19 protein-coding genes and 1 tRNA gene are annotated in these 20,387 nt (G+C 46.5%); 10 read left to right on the top strand and 10 right to left on the bottom strand.

Annotated features, from left to right (window positions below):
- Nucleotides 1-160: 160 nt before the first annotated feature.
- The 3 genes from P2W76_RS13270 to P2W76_RS13280 form a co-directional block, all read right to left on the bottom strand.
- The gene (locus tag P2W76_RS13270) at nucleotides 161-1,372 is read right to left on the bottom strand and encodes a FecR family protein (protein ID WP_276348311.1); all 1,212 of its coding nucleotides are present in this window, start codon (nucleotides 1,370-1,372) and stop codon (nucleotides 161-163) included.
- 102 nt (nucleotides 1,373-1,474) lie between these two features.
- Nucleotides 1,475-2,053, bottom strand: coding sequence for an RNA polymerase sigma-70 factor (locus P2W76_RS13275; protein ID WP_276348312.1), 579 nt, complete (start codon nucleotides 2,051-2,053; stop codon nucleotides 1,475-1,477).
- Between the two features lie 229 nt (nucleotides 2,054-2,282).
- On the bottom strand, nucleotides 2,283-3,398 hold the full coding sequence (locus P2W76_RS13280; protein ID WP_276348313.1) for a two-component regulator propeller domain-containing protein: 1,116 nt from the start codon (nucleotides 3,396-3,398) through the stop codon (nucleotides 2,283-2,285).
- A 245-nt stretch (nucleotides 3,399-3,643) separates the two neighbouring features.
- Between P2W76_RS13280 and P2W76_RS13285 the strand changes: the two genes are divergently transcribed.
- Nucleotides 3,644-4,021, top strand: a complete 378-nt coding sequence (locus tag P2W76_RS13285; RefSeq protein ID WP_276348314.1) for a nuclear transport factor 2 family protein — start codon at nucleotides 3,644-3,646, stop codon at nucleotides 4,019-4,021.
- A gap of 120 nt (nucleotides 4,022-4,141) precedes the next feature.
- On the opposite strand, the gene P2W76_RS13290 is transcribed toward P2W76_RS13285, so the two are convergent.
- Nucleotides 4,142-4,215: transfer RNA gene (locus tag P2W76_RS13290), tRNA-Ala, on the bottom strand.
- A gap of 136 nt (nucleotides 4,216-4,351) precedes the next feature.
- Here P2W76_RS13290 and P2W76_RS13295 point away from each other — a divergent pair.
- Both P2W76_RS13295 and P2W76_RS13300 read left to right on the top strand, forming a co-directional pair.
- Entirely contained in the window at nucleotides 4,352-5,692 is a 1,341-nt protein-coding gene (locus P2W76_RS13295; protein ID WP_276348315.1) for a hypothetical protein, read from the top strand.
- A 63-nt stretch (nucleotides 5,693-5,755) separates the two neighbouring features.
- A complete protein-coding gene (locus P2W76_RS13300; protein ID WP_276348316.1) occupies nucleotides 5,756-6,253 on the top strand; it encodes a DUF2911 domain-containing protein in 498 nt (165 codons plus the stop codon).
- A gap of 195 nt (nucleotides 6,254-6,448) precedes the next feature.
- Here the strand turns inward: P2W76_RS13300 and P2W76_RS13305 are convergent, their stop codons facing one another.
- From P2W76_RS13305 to P2W76_RS13330, 6 genes are all read right to left on the bottom strand, one after another.
- Nucleotides 6,449-8,203, bottom strand: a complete 1,755-nt coding sequence (locus P2W76_RS13305; protein WP_276348317.1) for a gliding motility-associated C-terminal domain-containing protein — start codon at nucleotides 8,201-8,203, stop codon at nucleotides 6,449-6,451.
- A 154-nt stretch (nucleotides 8,204-8,357) separates the two neighbouring features.
- Entirely contained in the window at nucleotides 8,358-9,464 is a 1,107-nt protein-coding gene (gene lpxB, locus P2W76_RS13310) for a lipid-A-disaccharide synthase (RefSeq protein WP_276348318.1), read from the bottom strand.
- 182 nt (nucleotides 9,465-9,646) lie between these two features.
- The gene (surE, locus tag P2W76_RS13315) at nucleotides 9,647-10,429 is read right to left on the bottom strand and encodes a 5'/3'-nucleotidase SurE (RefSeq protein WP_276348319.1); all 783 of its coding nucleotides are present in this window, start codon (nucleotides 10,427-10,429) and stop codon (nucleotides 9,647-9,649) included.
- A gap of 72 nt (nucleotides 10,430-10,501) precedes the next feature.
- Nucleotides 10,502-10,687, bottom strand: coding sequence for a CsbD family protein (locus tag P2W76_RS13320; protein ID WP_276348320.1), 186 nt, complete (start codon nucleotides 10,685-10,687; stop codon nucleotides 10,502-10,504).
- A 479-nt stretch (nucleotides 10,688-11,166) separates the two neighbouring features.
- Nucleotides 11,167-13,074 carry an acetate--CoA ligase gene (gene acs / locus P2W76_RS13325; RefSeq protein ID WP_276348321.1) on the bottom strand — a complete coding sequence of 636 codons (1,908 nt, stop codon included), beginning with the start codon at nucleotides 13,072-13,074 and terminating at the stop codon, nucleotides 11,167-11,169.
- Nucleotides 13,075-13,474: 400 nt separating this feature from the next.
- The gene (locus tag P2W76_RS13330) at nucleotides 13,475-13,846 is read right to left on the bottom strand and encodes a hypothetical protein (RefSeq protein ID WP_276348322.1); all 372 of its coding nucleotides are present in this window, start codon (nucleotides 13,844-13,846) and stop codon (nucleotides 13,475-13,477) included.
- 286 nt (nucleotides 13,847-14,132) lie between these two features.
- Here P2W76_RS13330 and rpmB point away from each other — a divergent pair, with 286 nt between their 5' ends.
- From rpmB to P2W76_RS13365, 7 genes are all read left to right on the top strand, one after another.
- Nucleotides 14,133-14,366, top strand: a complete 234-nt coding sequence (gene rpmB, locus P2W76_RS13335; RefSeq protein WP_079703650.1) for a 50S ribosomal protein L28 — start codon at nucleotides 14,133-14,135, stop codon at nucleotides 14,364-14,366.
- Nucleotides 14,367-14,445: 79 nt separating this feature from the next.
- Entirely contained in the window at nucleotides 14,446-14,628 is a 183-nt protein-coding gene (gene rpmG, locus P2W76_RS13340) for a 50S ribosomal protein L33 (RefSeq protein WP_079703649.1), read from the top strand.
- Between the two features lie 95 nt (nucleotides 14,629-14,723).
- Nucleotides 14,724-14,891, top strand: coding sequence for a DUF4295 domain-containing protein (locus tag P2W76_RS13345; protein ID WP_276348323.1), 168 nt, complete (start codon nucleotides 14,724-14,726; stop codon nucleotides 14,889-14,891).
- A gap of 244 nt (nucleotides 14,892-15,135) precedes the next feature.
- Nucleotides 15,136-16,098, top strand: coding sequence for a signal recognition particle-docking protein FtsY (gene ftsY, locus P2W76_RS13350; RefSeq protein ID WP_276348324.1), 963 nt, complete (start codon nucleotides 15,136-15,138; stop codon nucleotides 16,096-16,098).
- A 14-nt stretch (nucleotides 16,099-16,112) separates the two neighbouring features.
- Nucleotides 16,113-17,441, top strand: a complete 1,329-nt coding sequence (gene rimO, locus P2W76_RS13355) for a 30S ribosomal protein S12 methylthiotransferase RimO (protein ID WP_276348325.1) — start codon at nucleotides 16,113-16,115, stop codon at nucleotides 17,439-17,441.
- A gap of 203 nt (nucleotides 17,442-17,644) precedes the next feature.
- Nucleotides 17,645-19,237 (top strand): bacillithiol biosynthesis cysteine-adding enzyme BshC, encoded by a 1,593-nt coding sequence (gene bshC / locus P2W76_RS13360; RefSeq protein ID WP_276348326.1) that lies wholly within the window; start codon nucleotides 17,645-17,647, stop codon nucleotides 19,235-19,237.
- Nucleotides 19,238-19,242: 5 nt separating this feature from the next.
- Nucleotides 19,243-20,325, top strand: coding sequence for an Ldh family oxidoreductase (locus tag P2W76_RS13365; protein ID WP_276348327.1), 1,083 nt, complete (start codon nucleotides 19,243-19,245; stop codon nucleotides 20,323-20,325).
- Nucleotides 20,326-20,387 lie beyond the last annotated feature (62 nt).

Below are 20,387 nucleotides of genomic sequence, written 5' to 3' on the forward strand. Positions count from 1 at the left end.
CATAAAGTCAATGAACTTAATTTCATATATTTGTTTGTTTGGGTTATTTCATCTAAAATGTTCTCAACAATGTTTTGCAGGGTAGCCCAACTTAAGCCGGGGGCGTTGCAACCGCTCCTGGCTTCTTTTTCAGGGATACCTTATGCGCTTCGGGTCAATATTACGGCATAACGGTAACCCTCCTTCCTTCGACCTTAAATTTCACAACGTTTGTTAACTGAAGCACGGCAAGCACTTCTGCGAGGTCTTTCGAGCGGGAAATATTACCCCCGAACCCTACCGATGGGACATTGCCGGCATATACCACCTCCACATCATACCAGCGTGATATTTTCCGCATCACACTGTGTATATCCTCATTTTTGAACATGAAATACCCGTCTTTCCAGGAGGTCACCTCATCCGTGTCTACAGGTACAGTTTTGATTGTCGTGCTGGCGGCAGTGGATTGAAACTGCTGGCCGGGGTTAAGCATCACCACCTTGTCCTGGTAATGCACTTTTACAGAACCCTCGATCAGGGTAGTTTTTACGGCTCCCTCCTCGGGGTATGAATTAATATTGAACTGTGTACCCAGTACCTCCACCACCTGGTCCTTACTCTTTACGCGGAAAGGCCGGCTTTTATTAGATGAAACATCAAAATAGGCTTCGCCAGTCAGCTCCACGTCCCGTGTATCGCCGGAGAACATGGCCGGGAAACGAAGCGCCGAAGAAGAATTAAGCCAGACGCGCGTTCCGTCAGGCAGGTTTACCTGGTATTTACCCCCCGCCGGCGTTTCCACCGTGTTATAAGCGATGCTGGTATTTTCTGTCTGGGACTTCTTAGCATCCGAGAATGAGTACATGATCTGCCCGTCGGAGGTTTTGTGAATATTCACACCCTCCTGGTGAGCCACCATGCCGTTCTCGGCGCTATCCAGGATGATCTGACTGCCGTCGGCAAGAGTAAGTATTGCCTTATCGTCACCCGGACTGATAACCACCTCTTCCGTCGCGGGAACGGGCTTTGATGCAGCCAATTCTTCCGTTTGCCGGTTGGTATATAAATAAAGTCCCGCGACCGAAAACATTAATAATGTCGCTGCCGCCGCATAGCGACGGTAAAGCGGCACCGGCCTGACGATTTCCGCTTCCAATGGCTGCGTAAAGCGTTCATCGCTCACAATACGCTGATAGAGCTCATCGCGTTCTGCATCGCCCAGCACGTGCCGGGCCTTCACTGCGTTTAATACATTATCTGCCGCCTCATCCAGCTGACCGCTTCCGTTGTCATCCAGGATCTCAGCCATTAAGACATCATATTCTTCACGGCTAATACTTCCGTTGAGTAAAAGACCTAATAATCGCTCTGTATTTTGTTGATCTTGCATCCAGGCTAGTTAATTATAAGGAATACACCGCAGCCCGGCGGCCGGACTAGCCGGAATGAAATTATTTATAAATATTTTTTGCTGATGCAGCTGCGAAGGATGCTACATGAAGACGAGCAGGAATAAAAAGAGAACTTTATGGACCTGGTAGCGGATAGTGCGAAGCGCGGAAACCAGGTGATTGCGCACCGTATTCCGGGAGATATTCAGATTGTTGGCAATCTCACCATAGCTTAAACCCTCCTGCCGGCTCATGCGGAACACGAGCTGCTGCTGGCGTGGCAGGGCCTGAAGTACTTTCTCTGTGAAACTCTCCAGGTCGTCCAATAGTACTGACTCCTCGGTTTCATTGCTAAAATGCCGTAGTTCTGCCCAATGTTTTTCCATCGCGGCTCGCGAGCGGGCGATACTTCGCAAGGTATTGAGCGTCCGGCGGCGGGCCATCACATAGAGTAAAGGCACCAGCGAGCACTCGGCATCCAGCTTTTCGCGATTAATCCAGAGGTCAAGAAAAACTTCCTGCACTACTTCTTCTGCCTGTTCCCTGTTTTTCAGGAAACTAAAGCTGTAATTATAGAGCTTGTTTGAATATGCTTCAAAGGCGGTACGGTAAGCATCCGCGTCACCCATATAGATGCGTGAAGCCAGGTCCGTTTCAGATATCACCGCTCTCGTTTGCATAGTAAGATTTACTGACATCAATGATGCAGTACTAAATCGTAAATATTATAATAATATTTAAATAACACTAAGTTTATAAGTAAAAGGCGTGGAAAAATTTACAAAGGAAGGGGTGAGGTATGAGCTGGGCAGACAAAATGGTACGTCCGGTGGAAAGTCCTGGTTCTTGGCTCCTGATTCTTGGGTGAACCGCTACAAATTATAGTTTCCAGGAGAAAATACTGACAACTTATATTCTGACACTTTTATTCCAAAGAGCTATAAAAGTTTTCCCATCATATCGGGACAGACCTCTTCTGGTGCCAAACCAAAACATACCTGATTTGTCTTCTAAAATAAACCAAACTGCGTTATGGCTCAGACCATCTTTCTTTGAAAAGTGTTTAAAGGATGTCCCATTGTAAACCCATACGCCTCCTTCGGTTTCTCGGTCTGATGCGTCGCTGGCTTCAGTCCCAAACCACATATTCCCTGACTTATCCTGTGTTATTGAGTACACAGTAGAGGAATCAAACCTGCCGTCCTGTGTCATGCTGGTAAAGGTTTTCCCCTGCCCATCCGGCAGGCGGGCATCAAAACGACATACGATGTTTTTCCCGCCAGCCCAAATAGTTCCGTCTTTATCAATAAATAGTGCACGGAACCATGTTACATCATTAGGCGTGTAATTAATGATAGATTTGCCATCATAACGACAAATGCCTTCATCTTTGGTAGTAATCCAAATATTGCCCTGTTTGTCTTCGAGCATACTTTGTACGACTCTAAGAGCAAGTCCACTGCGATTAATCACACCTTGATCATCCAAGAACCGTGTAAAGGCTTTTCCCTGCCCATCCGGCAGGCGGGCATTGTACCAGTAAACACCATTTCTTGTGGCAAACCAAAGCTTTCCACTTTTATCTTCTAATATACTGGTTACAAAATTATCCGGTATTGGGATGTCCGTAAAGGTTTTTCCATCGTAATGAGATACACCGGAGTCGGTTCCGAACCAAAGATCTCCCTCCTTATCTTCCATTATAGAAAGAACCATATCACTGATCAGTCCATCCCGGGTTGTGAAGTTTGTGAATGATTGACCCTGTCCGTCACCCAAGCGGGTATTGTAACGATAAACGCCTTTACCCGTGCTAACGAACCAGATATTCCCCTTTTTGTCTTCCAGACCAATAGAAACATTGCCGACTGGTACTGAACTTTGTGGCTTAATTATCTTTGATTGAATTGCCGAAACAGTTGGATTTTCTCTTAGCAAGTTTGATTCCCTTTGCCAGTTGCCGGAAGTAAAAAAGAAAGACATCCATAGAAGCGAGAGAAAAGTTAGTTTGGTTATGAGCGTCATATCATCAAGGCTATTTTGTTTGTCTCTTGTAGCAGTAAGTTGTATTAAGTCTAATAAAATCAGGCAACACAAGTATATCCCGCAGCTTGACACAGTTTTGTCATCCTTGATTAAATATCTTGTTTTGCATTAAGATCTCCTAACTCATACGAAGATATTAAATAGCAGAGGCTAAGCCACCTTTTGAGAAAGGCCAGTTAAGGTGTCTGAATAGTAATTTATATATTAGAGAATCAAAACAAAATATGAACGATCTTGATCAAATCAAAAAATTAGAAGAAGAACTTCGGCTTGCAATGTTAGGTAGCGACGTACTTAAGCTGGATTCACTTATCTCCGACAATTTAATTTTTACAGATCATTCCGGAAGTATTTATACAAAGGAGATGGATCTTCACAACCATCAGTCAGGGAATCTTAAAATTGATGCTCTCTACCCGCAAGATCAGAAGATCGATTTATATTATAGCACTGCAATAGTATCTGTCCTAATGCGTATTAATGGCAGCTTTACAGGAGAAGAATTCAATGTGAATAACAGATACACAAGGGTTTGGGTCAAACAAGATGGTATGTGGAAGATCGTCGCAGCTCACTCGAGTGTCGTGACGTATTCTGAGTAGATCAACAAACATTCACCACTCATTCAGCCTATCCCTCGTTAAGCAATTGGAGGGATAGGCGCACTGTTCTGGACGGTGCGTCACTAAAAAGGGGCTTTGAAGCCCCTAAGTTTAATTCTGTGGAGAATATCGGATTCGAACCGATCACCTCTTCACTGCCAGCGAAGCGCTCTAGCCAAATGAGCTAATCCCCCGTGTATAAGAACACAAATATCGTGATTCCGAAGATCATTCGCAAAAAAATCTGTCTAGATCGATGGATCAGATTTGAAAAGAGGAATTTTGCTTCCGGATATGAAAAAACGTATTTTCAATCATCTAATTAGAACTATGAAAAGAATTTCTACTCTTTTAGCGTTGCTTATATGGGCCAGCGCTACTATTGCGCAAAGCATTAAATACGAAAAGTCCTTTGAAGCAGCGCAGGCCAAAGCCCGGGAGCAGAATAAACTGCTGTGCCTGTTGATAACTACCAAACCGGCTGTGGGGGTTTCGCAAGTGCTCACCGGACTTGACGACCCTGCCATAGTGAAAATTTTCACTGAGAATTTCGTTGGATACAAGGTCGATCGTTCGGATTCGGCATCACGGCCGCTTATTAGAGCCAATCAATTAACCGGGTTCCCCGCTTTCGCGTTCTTCGACTCCAAAGGCGGACTCCTTTTTAAACAGATTGGCAATTTGCCGGCACCGCTGCTTACCGATATGTTTAACCGGGCGCTTGCCGAGAAAGGTAAAGAGTCAATTATTGATCTCGATGAAAAATACAAAACCGGTGATCGTAGCAATGCGTTCCTGAAAAACTACATCAACAGACGCATGAACGCAGGGATTGATAAAAACGCTGAACTAATTGAGGAGTATGTTAAGACCCTCACCATCAATGACCTCGAAAAATACGGTGAAGTTCTCTTTGTCCTCAAGGCTGGCCCGTTTATCGACGGTCGCGCATACGGCCTGATAAACACCAACCGTAAGCTAGTCGACAGTATATTCAAACGTGAGATCTATGATGTTAGGGCTGCAATTAATCGCCGCATGATCGAAAATACCCTGGAGAGTGCTATAGCAGAAAAAAACATAACAAGGGCTTCGGCCGTTCGGCACTTTACAACAATGTTATCCTCAAAAACTAATCCTGTTGCTGCTTGGGCAGCCGGTGATCGCCAGATGCTTCGCTATTACTCAGGGATAAAAGATACTGCTCAATACCTGGCAATGGCTGTGAGGCACTACGATCAGCATTACATGCGGTTAAGCGCCGACTCCATCCGAAAATTGACAGACAGGGCGCAGGAGGTAGCGCGAAGCAGGGCAAATGAACTGGCCGAGCTGAACAGACCCACAGGGGCCGCCGTTAGATCGGTAAGTTACACCTATGCCAACAATTTGTTTGCGGCGGAATTGAATAATGGCGCTTACTCTGTTTACACAACCAAAACCACAAATCCAAAGTACCTGATGCCAGCATTGCAGTGGGTAAAACGATCGATCGAACTGCGTCCGACACCGGAAAGTTATGATACTCTCGCTCACCTCCATTACCGGCTCGGACATTTCGCCGAAGCGGAAGCAAGTCAATTAAAAGCCGTCGAACTGGGCAAGGCAGCGAAAGGGAATATTACTATTCTTGAAGCATCGCTTAAGAAAATGAAATCCCGTACATTATAACAATTCTATTTCCGGTAGCTCAATCAAAATGCAGTTCGATATATTTGCTAAAAAACATTCGATATGAAAAGAACATTTCTATTATTACTGATCACCGGGCTGATCAGCGCCACTGCATGCGCACAGCGCCCGAGCCCTGCGGCCAAAGTTTCTGAAACCACTAACAGCGGAGTAAAGATCACTATCGACTACAGTCAGCCCGGCATTAAGGGAAGAACTATTGGCAAAGAGATCGCTCCATGGGGTAAGGTATGGCGTACCGGCGCTAATGAAGCGACAACCTTCGAAGTCAGCAAAAATGTAACCGTGGGCGGAAAAGCGCTGCCGAAAGGGAAATACAGCCTGTATTCTATCCCCGGACAAAAAGAATGGGTTATTATCCTGAATAAAACCTGGAACCAGTCGGGCACAGAATACGATCAGAAGGCAGATGCCCTGAGATTTACCGTAAAAACCCTCAAGTCACCAGCATTCTCTGAAAGAATGACCTTCAAGATCGCTAAAACCGGCGTGGTTTCCCTGATCTGGGGCGATTACCAGGTTAATTTTACCGTGAAATAATTCAGATCCCTCACTTCGCGCGGGGATCTCAAACTGAAAACTGAAAGTTGAAAACTGAAAACTGAAAATGAACTAGACGCTGTGCAGGATCGCTAGTGCTTAATTAACTGTTTTCCACTTCAGTTTTCAGTTTTCAGCTTTCCATTTTCCACTTTCAACTTTCAACCCGATAGCTATCGGGTCTCCACTCTCACCCTACCTCACCAACGTCACATACCCCGATCTCAAATACTTTTTAAATTCTAGTATCCCCTCAAGAACCCAGTAATATACCCCAACGGGCACGTTTGATGTATCGCGGAAACCTGTCCAATAATTATTTATATCCGTGGTGATATATACAACGTCGCCCCAGCGGTTAAATATCTTGAAATGCTTTACCTGGACAGCGCTGTTAATGAGTACGGTTAACTGGTCATTCACGCCGTCACCATTCGGACTGAACATATTTGGTATCACGTAATCCGGGATAATGATATCCACCAATATAGGCGTTATCGAAACGCAATTGCTGGCAGTCATGCTTTTTATGTAATAGGTCCCCTTTCTCCCTACCCGGGTGGGGTCGGGTATCCGCCTGGTAGTATCCCTGTCCGCCCAGTATGAGTACCTCATATTTTCATTATGTAAGAACGCCGTCGTAATGTCGACCGTTACCGGGTGTACAGCCTGTAAAACCCTGGTTTGCACAATCGGCGGGACCGGTATAATAAGAACCCTCACGGGCCTGATCTCAACGCAGCCTGATGAACTCCGCCCCCGGATATAATAGGTACCCGTTACCGTGACCCGCCGCGGGTTAAGCAGGGGCCGCGTCGCCAATGGATCGGTCCAGTACGTATAGGTCAGGTCGGAGCTGTTGCCCACCTTCAGGGAAATATCAGTAATGTCCACGCTTATACAGTCGGGCGGCGGATCAATAATATTCATAGACATGCCGCCTATGGTGGTGTAGAGTGTTTGCTGGCAACCCAGACCCGGGTATGGCATCAGCTCGATGGCGATCCGGGTGCCCACGGGCGGAACGGGTGATATAACAACGCTGTCGCCGCTTCCCAGGAACTCTGAGGTTTCAGCGTTATACCAGCGATATCCGTAAAAGCCGGGAAGAGTTCTCAGGGTCAGGCTTTGTATGCCCGGACAGGTGATATTTCCCGTTACGGGTATAGAGCAATTTTCATCGAAATCGATGTAGGCATACCCAAAATGCCCGCCGAGGCTGCAATCATTGGTTGTAAACTCCAGCCTGATAGTTCTCCCCAGATATTCAGATAAGTTCACCAGGACAGGGGACCAGTCTTTATACAGCACCGGGACAGGGCCCTGAGGAGGGTTATTCCCTCCACCACCGCCACCGCCGCCACCACCGCAAAGCCGTCTGCTTTCAAATGGAGAAACCGCGAAGCCCGGCAGGCCGCCTGAAGCAACAAATTCAAAAGAGCCGCAGGCGGTTGAATTGTTACTGGCTACATCGAAAACCCTGGCTGTAAACTTAGGCTGCTCATCATAATCATGTGTGGGGCTCTCGAAAACTACGGCATAGTTAAAAATTATCGAGTAATTCTCAACATTGGAGGGAACAGTGATGGTATAGCTGATCCGTTCAGCGCCCCGGCCATTACACTCATTTCCCAGCTGGACAACATAATCACTTCCGTTCGGCGAATTCGTAGAAAACTGACCGTAATAATCGGTCGCCGAAGCCGATCTTGGTATAAGCGTATGCGTACCGGCAACCGGACCCGAGGTGTTGAGGGATATAACTGCCGGGCGTGGGTTGTTTGCCGGCGCCATGGGACCGGTCTGCGAGATCTCTCCCATGGAACATATCCAGTTGAAAAAACTGCCGCTTTCAAAGCCAATGTTCCGCGGGCATTCTGTAACAACCTGTGCAGATCCGGCGAACCCAGAAATGCAGAAACAGGCCAATAACAGGAACCTATGAAACATACATTAAGTTATAGAAAAATCCCGGCAGAAATGATAACAAGTTAATTCTTAGTTTGTTGGCATGCCGGCGGTATAAGGATATACGAAGGAAGTTGGGGATTGGTTGTTAGGAAGTATGATTTTCCCGCTCGTAGTCGCGGGAGGGGCGAAAATACTACTGAAGGTACCCGAATATCAGTCGCGCCGCCCTCTCCGACGCGCCAGTATCTCCCATTCTAATCAGCAGTTCATCATAATTAATCAGCATACCCGTGCGGTACAACTGGTCATTCAGGAGCAAATCTAATTCCTTAGCGATCGCTACAGCGTTGCAATCCTCCTGGATAAGCTCTTTTACTACCGCGTCATTCATCACCAGATTAACGAGCGAAATAAACTTGATATTAACCAGCATACGGGCGATCGCGATGGACACAGGGTTACCTTTATAAACAACCACCTGGGGAACTTTAAGTATTGCCGTTTCAAGGGTTGCTGTACCGGAGGTTACCACTGCAGCGGCGGAATTTAAGAGCAGATTATAGGTGGCGTTGAATATCACCGGAATTTCACGCCCGCCTAGGTAAGGAAGGTAGTCGGCCTCGCTGAAGCTGGGAGCTCCGGCAATAACAAAATGATAACCAGGAAACTTGTCTGCTGCCCTTATCATCTCCGGCAATACGCGGTCGAGCTCCTGCTTCCTGCTTCCCGGAAGCAGCGCTATCAAAGGCCTCACATCCAGGTCGTGGTTAACCTTAAACTGATCGTCAGGCTGATTAACGCTGATTGCATCAAGCAGCGGGTTCCCGATGTAGTCTACATCCATACCCCATTTCTTGTAGAAATCAACCTCGAAGGGCAGGATACAGAACATGCGGTCGACGTACTTTTTAATTTTCAGTACCCGCTTCTGGTTCCAGGCCCAAACCTTCGGAGAGATATAGTAGAATACCCTTATACCCTCCTTTTTGGCGAACTCAGCGATCTTCATGTTAAAGCCGGGGAAATCGATCAGGATGATCACATCCGGCTTAAAGTCCAGGATATCCTGCTTGGCCTTCTTTATATTTTTGAATATGGTGTTCAGGTTCGCAACTACCTCAACGAAGCCCATGAAAGCCATTTCCGAGTAGTGCTTGGACAGGCTCCCGCCCTCAGCCTGCATCAGATCACCGCCAAAAAACCGGAATTGCGCATCAGCATCTTCCTGCTTCAACGCCTTCATTAAATTGGATCCATGAAGATCCCCGGATGCTTCACCGGCTATGAGGTAGTATTTCATTGGCTATGGGATTTGGGATATGGGATTTGGGCTGTGGGATTTGGGCTATGGGCTGTGGGATGGGAGCTATGGGACTTTGAATCAGGATTAATCGTTTGCTATGTTCGCTTGCAAAAAGCTCATTGCTCGTGGCTCATTGCTCATTGCTCATAGCTCATTGCTCATAGCCCGTAGCTCACTTCTCATAGCTCCGAGCTAAAATCCCAGGTATTCAGTATCGGAATCGCATGATGCGCAGTCATATCAAATTGCACCGGAACTACGGATACATAACCATTATCAAGGGCCCATACGTCAGTATCTTCGCCATGATCGTTATTCTGGAAGATCCCTGTCAGCCAATAGTATTTACGTCTATGCGGATCAAGGCGCTCGTCAAATTCTTCGGTCCACTTTGCATTTGCCTGCCTGCAGATCTTAAGGCCTTTGATCGCATCGCCCTTGGGGAAGTTGACATTTAACAGAGTGCCGAGTCCGAGGCCATTCTTCAATACCTGTTTTGTGATAAGCTCGACATACTTTTTACAGTGACTGAAGTCAGCGTCCAGCTCAAAATCATCCAGCGAAAAGCCTATGGATGGTATGCTTTCGATGGCGCCTTCCACTGCGGCCGACATGGTGCCGGAATATAAAATGTTTATAGAATTATTCAGGCCGTGATTAATACCCGACACACACAGGTCCGGTTTCTTACCTTTAAATATCTTATTGACAGCCAGCTTTACACAATCAACCGGCGTCCCCGAGCACTTATACATTTCAACCCCTTCATAAAGGTCTACGCCATCCAGCCGCAGGGGTTTAGCTATCGTAATAGCATGGCCGGTTGCTGACTGCGGTCCATCGGGTGCCACAACAACAACATTGCCCAGTGTTTGCATCACCTCTATCAGCGCTTTGATACCGGGTGCTGTGATCCCGTCGTCATTTACTACGAGTATTGTCGGTTTGGTTTTGCTTTTCATTGAGACGAAAATACGGATTAGATGTGGGAAACGAGAAACCACGATAACTCATTTCCCACATCCATATCCCACTTACAAGCTTCTCAGCCAGTCGATCACGCCTTCGCGCGTTTTTCCCGTCTTCTTTTGTAATCTGCCGTAGAGTTCGTCATCCTTTCCCTCTTCGTATTTCAGATCGTCGTCAGTTAAATCGCCATAAGCCTGTTTAACTTTTCCCTTCATTTCGTTCCATTTTCCTTTCAATTCTAACTTGTCCATGGTGTTTAAGTGTTGGTTATGATCAAATAACCCGGATAAGGAGGAAATGTTTTTTGGGAGAGTCAGGAGCAAAGAGTCAAGAACCAGGAGTCACTAGTATCCGGTTAAAAGATTTTACTTTTCGCCCCAAAGGCAGTCGGATGCTTATAGTAATCGATATTTCCGACAAATCGACCCCAAAGGTGGTCGCATGTGAAGTTTTTAAACACATACGACCGCCTCCGGGGTCGGAAAGGCTTGAATGATTTCTTCTATAAACATGAGACCCCGTCCGAACGGTGTTCATCCCCGTCCGTATCGGCACGGGCGGACGGGCGGGCACCTTCGGGGTCAAGCCTGCTTTGTATTTATAGGTGAGCCTGCCTTTAAAAAACGGCAAAAAACATCCCATGCAGGGCGCAAAACATATTTTCGCTGTAAGCGCGGATAGTCCGCTTTGTGGAAAGTCTTTATTCTTTGCTCTTTACTCCCTGCTCCTTTTACAGCGCTCCGTTCTTAATCTCCTCAACCACACTCGGGTCGAGCAGTGTCGAAACATCGCCCAGGTTGGAGGTTTCACCCTCTGCGACCTTCCTGAGGATACGGCGCATGATCTTTCCTGATCTTGTTTTAGGCAGGCCGGAAACGAACTGTATCTTATCCGGTTTAGCGATAGCACCTATGATACGCGCAACGGTCTGTAAGATATCCTTACGGGTAAGGTCCTGGTCGTGCGTTGAGGTTCCAAGAATGACGTAGGCGTAGATCCCTTGTCCCTTAATATCATGAGGGTACCCTACTACTGCGCTTTCGATAACATCAGCGTGCATATTAATGGCATTTTCAACCTCGGCTGTACCAATACGGTGACCGGACACGTTGATTACATCATCCACACGACCGGTAATGCGGTAATAACCATCCTCATCCCTTAAACAGCCGTCGCCGGTAAAGTACATATTAGGATATGTTGCAAAGTAAGTGGTGCGGCAGCGCTCATGATCGCCCCAGGTGGTACGGATAACGCCAGGCCATGGGAACCTGATACACAAGTTTCCGCTAACATCGTTTCCTGTAAGCTCATTGCCATGCTCATCAACCAGTACCGGCTGGATACCCGGCAGGGGCAATGTTGCATAGCCCGGCTTGGTGGTAGTTACACCTGCTATCGGCGAGATCATGATACCGCTGTTCTCGGTCTGCCACCAGGTGTCTACGATCGGGCAGTTGCCCTTGCCAATATTTTCATTATACCAGTGCCAGGCCTCCTCATTGATTGGCTCCCCTACTGATCCCAGTTTTTTAAGCGAACTAAGATCCTTTCCCTTTAGAGGCTCATCGCCAAAGCTCATTAAAGAACGGATGGCTGTAGGGGCAGTATATAGAATATTTACTTTGAATTTGTCGACAATATCCCAAAACCGTCCTGCGTCAGGGTAGGTAGGTACGCCCTCGAACATCAGTGAAGTAGCACCCTGTGAAAGCGGCCCGTAAACGATGTAAGAGTGACCGGTGATCCAGCCGATATCGGCAGTGCAGAAATGCACTTCGCCCGGCTCATACTGGAATACCGTTTTGAAAGTATACCCGGTGTAGACCATGTAACCGCCGCAGGTATGTACAACACCCTTTGGCTTGCCGGTTGACCCGGATGTATACAATATAAATAAAGGATCTTCAGCATCCATAGACTCAGCCTCGCAAACAGGGTTGCCCTGGGTCTCTACCTTTTTAATTTCATCTTCCCACCATACATCACGGCCCTTGATCATCGAAACCGGTGTGCGTGTGCGGGTAAGTACGATGATCTTCTCAACAGATTTACACTGAACAATAGCATCATCTATGATACTTTTCAATGGAATATCCTTTGCTCCCCTGAATCCGCCGTCGGCAGTGATAACCAGGCTGCATTCAGCGTCATTGATCCTGTCGGCGATAGACTGTGCAGAGAAACCGCCGAACACTACTGAGTGAATGGCGCCGATCCGCGCGCAGGCCAGAACAGCTATTGCAAGCTCCGGAACCATAGGCATATAGATACATATCCTGTCGCCTTTCTTCGCGCCGTTATTCTTTAACGCATTAGCAAACTGGCATACTTTGAAGTGAAGCTCTTTATAAGTGAATCTTCTGTAGTGTTCTTCTGTGTCGTTCGGCTCCCAGATCAGCGCTGTTTTATCACCGTCCTTTTCAAGGTGGCGGTCCAGGCAATTTTCGGTGATGTTTAACCGGGCGCCTTTAAACCATTGCACATTAGGTTCTGTAAAGTTCCACTCCAATACCTTATCCCATTTCTTTTTCCACAGAAAGGTATCAGCTATCCCAGCCCAGAAATTTTCAGGCTCGGCCACACTGTAGTCATACACACGTTTGTAATCGTCAAAAGAATTAATACGAAGATCCATTTTCATTTAAAATATAGTTTGCTTTAATCCCGCATCTATGGGATGAAGTCCCCCCGGATAATTATCCGGGGGGTCTATCGAGAGATCCCTGCCGCAGCTGGCCGGCCTTTGAGCCTGATTCTCACGACGGTTTTAAAGTTTGTGCGGTAAAAATAGTTTTCTAAAGTATAGGATACAAGGGCAAGGGCTAATATAGTGTATAACATTTGTGACGGGCCGGGAAATTGATTTCCTGTAGCGTGTACGTACACCAAAATAATTTAACGTCGCTTTTTAATTTGCAGTCGTTTTGCGTGACTTTATTGCTTGGGACTTTTGAGGAGGAGATTGTAAAACAATATAAAATAAAGATATACATAGCTGGGATAAGAAGAATGGAACTGGTGTAGAGAAAACGATGCTATTTTCTTTTGGAAAGCAGAGCCTGTGTTTCATTGAAACGATAGCCCTGCTCTGCGCAGTAGTTTGGCCATCCAATTTCTCTTTTAAATCGATTTGCGTATTGGCCAAAGCTACCTGCTGCGATCAGGTTTAACTCGGTGAGAGCATTGCTGCTATTAAAGCGAGTATCGGACCCGGTACGTTTGCAACCCTCCATAGCAGCACCATCCCTGCCATCTAAACCGTGACGAAGCGGCAGCTTTTTGCATCCTGAAATCTTCTTATTTAAAACACCTGCAAAGCAAAAACTACAGCGTAGCAACGGACTATCGTTAATCAATGCTTCTGCCCCTGCTTTCCAAAAAAAAACACGTCCTGGTAAATGCAACATTTTATGACAGATTCGCTGACTCCGAAGGAGTCAAATGTTTATGGAAAATTATTTAGTGCGTTTTTCCGACCCCTACGGGGTCGGTTACACACCTGATACCGAAAACTTTCATCTTCCGGCTTTCACTTTTCACCTTTCACCTTTCCCCTCCGCCCTATGCTTCGTCCGGCGCATCACCTCCCACTTTCAACTTTATCCAAAAAACGTTTGCGTATCTAATTTTTTCTCCCGATATTTGCAAACTCTTTAGAGAATTAGACTAATAATAAAAGATACACTTAGAGTCATGTCGAGAATTTGTGATTTAACCGGGAAAATGGCGATGAACGGTTTTAACGTTTCTAATTCGAACGTAAAAACCAAACGTAAGTTTTACCCTAACCTGCATGTAAAGAAATTTTACATCCCAGAAGAAGACAGATGGATCACGTTGAAAGTTTCTACTTCAGCGATCAAAACCATCAGTAAAAATGGCATCACTGCCGTAATTAATAAGTTCCTTAAGAAAGGTTATATATAAGTTGTACGCATTACGTTATACGTTGTACGTCTGGACGTAAAACATATAACGGAGAACTTACAACTCAAAAAACAATACAATGGCTAAGAAAGGTAATAGAGTTCAGGTGATTTTAGAATGTACCGAGCACAAAGAAAGTGGCATGGCTGGAATGTCTCGTTACGTTACAACAAAAAACAAGAAAAACACCACTGAGCGTTTAGAATTAAAGAAATTTAATCCTGTTCTGAGAAAGGTGACTGTTCACAAAGAAATTAAGTAAGTTATAAGTAATACGTTATACGTTTTAAGTCAGAACTCTTTCCGAGTACCTAAAGCCTAAAACCTATAGCCTATAACCACTCAAAAAGATAAAAAATGGCAAAGAAAGTAGTTGCAACCCTGAAGACCGGCGCTGGTAAAGAATATTCAAAAGTGATCACTATGACTAAGTCCCCAAAATCCGGTGCTTATTCATTTAAAGAACTTATCGTTCACAACGATCACGTGAAGGATGCTATCAACGCGTCTAAAAGCGGTCAATAATTAATAATGAACTTTTAGAGAAGCCGCCCACGTTTAATCGTTGGGGGGCTTTTTTGTTGGAGCCAGATAGTAATCGGTGATCAGTAATCGGTAATCGGTGCACGGCGTACACAACGCCGTTTTTAGTTTGTGGCGCTATGCGATACGCACCTGATCACTGATTACCGATCACTGATTACCGCTACAAACGAAATAGGAAAATAAAAACGTAAAAAGAATACCTCGGTACCTAATAAAAACTCCCATGGGATTATTCGATTTTTTCAAAAAGAAAGAAAACAATGTTGAGGAGCAGGCTGCTCTCGACAAGGGGCTGGAGAAATCCAGGGAAGGCCTGTTTTCAAAGATCACCAAAGCTGTTGCCGGGAAGTCGACAGTTGACGAGGATGTGCTGGATGAACTGGAAGAAACTCTTGTCACCTCTGACGTAGGTGTTCAAACCACCCTGAAGATCATTTCGAGGATCGAGGCAAGGGTTGCGCGCGATAAATATGTAAATACCTCCGAGCTCAATGAGATCCTGCGGGGAGAAATTCAGAACCTGCTTTCCGAAAATAACAGCAATGATTTCAGGAATTTTGAATATGGCGACCATAAGCCTTATGTGATCATGGTTGTCGGAGTGAACGGCGTTGGTAAGACCACCACGATAGGTAAGCTGGCCAATAAATTAAAACTTGCCGGCAATAAGGTAGTGCTTGGCGCTGCCGATACGTTCAGGGCAGCTGCGGTAGATCAGATCAAACTTTGGGCAGAGCGCGTGGGCGTGAGGATCGTTGCGCAGCCGATGGGCTCCGATCCTGCATCAGTAGCTTTCGATACTTTGCAGTCGGCCGTAGCAAATGGCGATGATGTGGCTATTATCGACACCGCCGGCCGTCTTCATAATAAAATTGCCCTGATGAACGAGCTGACCAAGATCAAACAGGTAATGCAGAAAGTGGTTCCGGGAGCGCCCCATGAAATATTACTGGTATTAGATGCTTCCACCGGCCAGAATGCAATAGAACAGTGCAAGCAGTTTACGCAGGCTACTGAAGTAAATGCCCTGGCGTTAACCAAACTTGACGGTACGGCAAAAGGCGGGGTGGTGATTGGGATCTCTGATCAGTTCAAGATCCCGGTGAAATATATTGGTGTTGGAGAAGGGATAGACCACCTTCAACTATTTAACAAGAAGGAGTTTGTCGACTCGCTTTTTAAGTAAGGGGAACGAAGATAATGAAAACGAAGATCAGCAATGCAGCGCCGGCGACCAAGCCGAGGGTGAATGTGATAACCCTCGGATGTTCGAAGAACATTCATGACTCAGAGGTCCTGATGGGACAGCTGCGGGGGAATCAGATGAATGTGATCCATGAAGCTGAGAAATTGAATAACGATGATATTGTAGTGATCAATACCTGCGGCTTCATAGACAATGCCAAGCAGGAATCGATTGATACGATACTGCAATACAGCCAGTTAAAGGACGAAGGTAAGGTGGGAAAAGTTATTGTTACGGGATGCCTTTCCGAGCGTTATAAACCTGAGCTGGAAGCGGAGATAACGAACGTTGATTCTTACTTCGGGACGAATGACCTGCAAAACCTGCTGGGTTCTATTGGGGCCGACTATAAGCATGAGCTGGTAGGCGAGCGTTTACTAACCACCCCCTCCCACTTTTCATATTTCAAAATTGCCGAGGGTTGCAACAGGCCGTGTTCTTTTTGTGCTATACCCTTAATGCGCGGCAAGCACGTTTCTAAACCCATCGACGAACTGGTTAAAGAAGCTAAATTCCTGGCAAGCAATGGAACCAAAGAATTAATTCTGATTGCCCAGGATCTTACTTATTATGGCCTGGACCTTTACAGCAAACGTAACCTGGCCGACCTGCTTCGCAACCTGTCTGACGTAAATGGCATCGAATGGATACGGCTGCAGTATGCTTACCCTTCCGGATTCCCAATGGATATCCTGGACGTAATGAACGAGCGCGAAAATATTTGTAATTATCTCGACATGCCTTTGCAGCACATCACTGACAGTATGCTGGGTTCCATGCGCCGGGGAATTAACAAGGAGAAAACCATTGATCTGGTCAATAAGATCAGGGATAAGGTTCCGGGCATCGCATTGCGTACCACGCTGATCTGCGGATATCCTGGTGAAACGGAACAGGATTTTCAGGAAATGAAAGACTGGGTAGAAGAAACGAGGTTCGAGCGGCTCGGATGCTTTACGTATTCGCATGAAGAAAAAACACACGCCCATCTGCTAAACGATGACGTTCCGGAAGAGGTTAAACAGGAGCGCGTTGATGCCATAATGGAAATTCAGCAGGGAATTTCTTATGAAAAGAACCAGCAAAAAGTCGGACAGACATATAAAGTCCTGATAGACAAAAAGGACGGTGACTTCTTTATAGGGCGCACGGAATTCGACTCTCCGGAGGTTGATAATGAGGTTCTGCTTGATGCGTCGACAGATTATGCCACGCCGGGCAGCTTTGTAAATGTACAGATTGACCGGGCTGAGGATTTTGATCTGTACGGACGGAGAGTGTAACATAGTCAAACGCCTATTTAGAGGGCGCAAAGGTTTTCGCAAAGGACGCGAAGTTAACACGACAACCAAGCTTTGCGCCTTCTGCGTGTACTTTGCGGTCTTTGCGTTTAAAATCGTATGCAAGACGCGAAATCTATAGTTAAATTGTCAAATAATCGATACTACTGATGGAATTCACCAAATTCAGCTAATTTCGTTTCTTAATGAAGGCAAATTATCTTGATTACAGCGAAACAAATAGTTTCTCACCGGCAATAATTCGCTACCTGGAAAACGATCCTGATCTTGAGCCTTTTTGTAGTTTCAGGGCAGACATAGACGGATTCAGGAAACTGATTGAAAAGAAAGCAGATAAAGCCGACCGCGAGCTTCTTGTCACTGTTCTTAAAGAACAATACGCAAGACTTAAACAAAACCCTAACGAGGCTGTCGTTAGGAACATCAACCTCCTTCAACAAAAAGAAACTTTCACTGTAACAACGGGCCACCAACTCAATCTTTTTACGGGCCCGCTATACTTCATTTTCAAGATTGTCACTGCCATAAACCTGGCCAGGGAATTAAAAGCCAGCTTCCCGGACAAGAATTTCGTCCCTGTTTATTGGATGGCTTCGGAGGATCATGATTTTGCTGAGATCAACCATACCTATATTTCGGGGAAAAAGATAATCTGGGAGACGGAGACTGCCGGGGCAACCGGCAGGATTGATATCAAAGGAATCCAGAAAACGCTCAGGGATTATACCGGAACCCTGGGAATATCTGAAAACGCTGCGGAACTTAGCAGCCTGATGAGCGCCGCCTACCTCGAAAATCCGAATCTCGGTGATGCCACGCGATCGGTGGTCAACACTCTTTTTGAGGAGTACGGCCTTATCATTCTGGACGCCGACGATGCCCGGCTAAAAAAGGAATTCTCGGCTGTGATGCGCGACGATATTATCGGTCGGCACAGCTTTAAAAATATCGCCGCCACCAGTAAACAGCTTGAGGGTCTCGAAATACCGGTACAGGTAAATCCCCGGGAGATCAATTTCTTTTACCTGGATAATGACCTCCGCGAACGCATTGTTTTTGAGAGCAATGGATACGAGGTGTTAAATACAAGTATCCGGTTTACAGAAGATGAACTTCGCCGCGAAATTGAGACTCATCCTGAAAGGTTTAGTCCCAACGTCGTCATGCGCCCGCTTTACCAGGAGATAATACTCCCGAATCTCGCCTATATAGGCGGTGGAGCTGAAATTGTTTACTGGCTGCAGCTGAAGCAAAATTTTGATTTCTATGGGATTGACTTCCCGGTTCTGCTGCTCCGGAATTCCGCGATCATCACTTCAGGCAACCTCAGTGGTAAACTTGCCAGGCTCGACCTCAGCCTCCCTGATATATTTGAGAACACTGAAAAGCTGCGTAAACAATGGGTTTCAGACCATTCTGGTCACACGCTCAATCTCAATGACGAACTCCAGGAATTGAACAACATCTTTGAGAAGATTAAGCTCAGGGCTCATAAAATAGATCCCACCCTGGGGCCAAGCTCAGAAGCCGTTAATGCCCGCTTGCAGAAAGCGGTGAAGAACCTTGAGGGGAAGCTGATGAAAGCCGAGAAGCGTAACTTTAGTGACGCGCTCGCCCAGATCGATTCACTGAAAGATAAGCTATTTCCACGGGGTGGCCTTCAGGAGCGGACGGAGAATTTCGGTCTCTTTTATGTTAAATATGGCCGGGCATTCATCGACATGCTTATTGAAAATTTTAAGCCTCTCGACAGGAAATTCACCATTTTAGAAGATTAACATTCATGGCTTACAAGGTTTTCGCTGAAGATCAGCTTCGCGGGTTCACGGTTTCAGTTTTCGAGAAGATGGGTTGTTCTCCCCAGCATGCAGCCCTTGCGGCAGATGTGCTTCTCAAATCGGATCTCCGCGGAATTGATTCTCACGGAGTTGCGCGCTTAAGCGGGTATGTGAGGCTATGGGAGAAAAAGAGAATAAATACCACGCCCAGCATCCGGGTGGTGCATGAAACTCCTACAACAGCCACAGTTGATGGCGACGCAGGGCTTGGGCTCGTTGTTGCGCCATTCGCTATGAAGGTTGCTATCGAGAAGGCAGAGAAGTATGGTTCCGGATGGGTGTCGGTAAAAAACTCTAACCACTTCGGTATAGCGGGCTATCATACCATGCTTGCCCTGGAAAAAGACATGATCGGCTTTGCCATGACCAATGCCAGTCCGCTTGTTGCGCCCACCTTTGCCAATGAACGGATGCTGGGGACCAACCCCATGTGCTACGCTTTCCCGGCGGGTAAGTATCCCCCGGTAATTGTTGACATGGCTACTTCAGCTGCCGCCAATGGCAAGCTCGAAATTGCGCAACGTTCGGGCAAGCCTGTTCCGGACGGGTGGATCCAGGATAAGGACGGGAATCCGTCTACTGATCCGCATGAGCTAAAAAAAGGAGGCTCGCTGTTAACGCTTGGGGGCGACCGTGATCATGGCAGCCACAAAGGCTTCGGACTGAGCGCTACGGTCGACATTCTTTCAGCCGTATTATCGGGCGCTAACTACGGTCCCTGGGTACCCCCATTTGTTGCCTTCCTCGAACCTTCCGCAAATCCTGTTGGCGAAGGCATCGGCCATTTCCTTGGCGCTATGAGGGTGGATGGCTTCAGACCGGTTGATGAGTTCAAATCTCACCTTGACAATTGGATCGAACGCTTTAAATCAGCAGTCCCTGTTTCAGAAGATCAGGGCGTTATCATCCCGGGGGAACCTGAGCTTTTAGCCGAACGGGAGAGGAAAGTGTCGGGGATTCCGATTATTGATGCAGTTTGCGGGGATTTGGATGAGCTTGCTGCGAGATTTGGTATCGGAGGTCTATAATGGGCTGTGATCTGTGAGCTATCAGCTGTGAGCTATCAGCTTCTAACCGCTCGGAAAGGATG

The organism is Daejeonella sp. JGW-45, assembly GCF_029360805.1.
Classification (GTDB): domain Bacteria; phylum Bacteroidota; class Bacteroidia; order Sphingobacteriales; family Sphingobacteriaceae; genus Daejeonella.

Coding starts and splice junctions, on each gene's coding strand:
- P2W76_RS13305 (WP_276348317.1), bottom strand. CDS start 8,203: ATGTTTCATAGGTTCCTGTTATTGGCCTGTTTCTGCATTTCTGGGTTC.
- P2W76_RS13365 (WP_276348327.1), top strand. CDS start 19,243: ATGGCTTACAAGGTTTTCGCTGAAGATCAGCTTCGCGGGTTCACGGTT.
- P2W76_RS13280 (WP_276348313.1), bottom strand. CDS start 3,398: ATGACGCTCATAACCAAACTAACTTTTCTCTCGCTTCTATGGATGTCT.
- lpxB (WP_276348318.1), bottom strand. CDS start 9,464: ATGAAATACTACCTCATAGCCGGTGAAGCATCCGGGGATCTTCATGGA.
- surE (WP_276348319.1), bottom strand. CDS start 10,429: ATGAAAAGCAAAACCAAACCGACAATACTCGTAGTAAATGACGACGGG.
- bshC (WP_276348326.1), top strand. CDS start 17,645: ATGAAGGCAAATTATCTTGATTACAGCGAAACAAATAGTTTCTCACCG.
- P2W76_RS13330 (WP_276348322.1), bottom strand. CDS start 13,846: ATGTTGCATTTACCAGGACGTGTTTTTTTTTGGAAAGCAGGGGCAGAA.
- P2W76_RS13270 (WP_276348311.1), bottom strand. CDS start 1,372: ATGCAAGATCAACAAAATACAGAGCGATTATTAGGTCTTTTACTCAAC.
- P2W76_RS13275 (WP_276348312.1), bottom strand. CDS start 2,053: ATGCAAACGAGAGCGGTGATATCTGAAACGGACCTGGCTTCACGCATC.
- P2W76_RS13320 (WP_276348320.1), bottom strand. CDS start 10,687: ATGGACAAGTTAGAATTGAAAGGAAAATGGAACGAAATGAAGGGAAAA.
- P2W76_RS13345 (WP_276348323.1), top strand. CDS start 14,724: ATGGCAAAGAAAGTAGTTGCAACCCTGAAGACCGGCGCTGGTAAAGAA.
- P2W76_RS13295 (WP_276348315.1), top strand. CDS start 4,352: ATGAAAAGAATTTCTACTCTTTTAGCGTTGCTTATATGGGCCAGCGCT.
- rpmG (WP_079703649.1), top strand. CDS start 14,446: ATGGCTAAGAAAGGTAATAGAGTTCAGGTGATTTTAGAATGTACCGAG.
- ftsY (WP_276348324.1), top strand. CDS start 15,136: ATGGGATTATTCGATTTTTTCAAAAAGAAAGAAAACAATGTTGAGGAG.
- P2W76_RS13300 (WP_276348316.1), top strand. CDS start 5,756: ATGAAAAGAACATTTCTATTATTACTGATCACCGGGCTGATCAGCGCC.
- acs (WP_276348321.1), bottom strand. CDS start 13,074: ATGGATCTTCGTATTAATTCTTTTGACGATTACAAACGTGTGTATGAC.
- P2W76_RS13285 (WP_276348314.1), top strand. CDS start 3,644: ATGAACGATCTTGATCAAATCAAAAAATTAGAAGAAGAACTTCGGCTT.
- rimO (WP_276348325.1), top strand. CDS start 16,113: ATGAAAACGAAGATCAGCAATGCAGCGCCGGCGACCAAGCCGAGGGTG.
- rpmB (WP_079703650.1), top strand. CDS start 14,133: ATGTCGAGAATTTGTGATTTAACCGGGAAAATGGCGATGAACGGTTTT.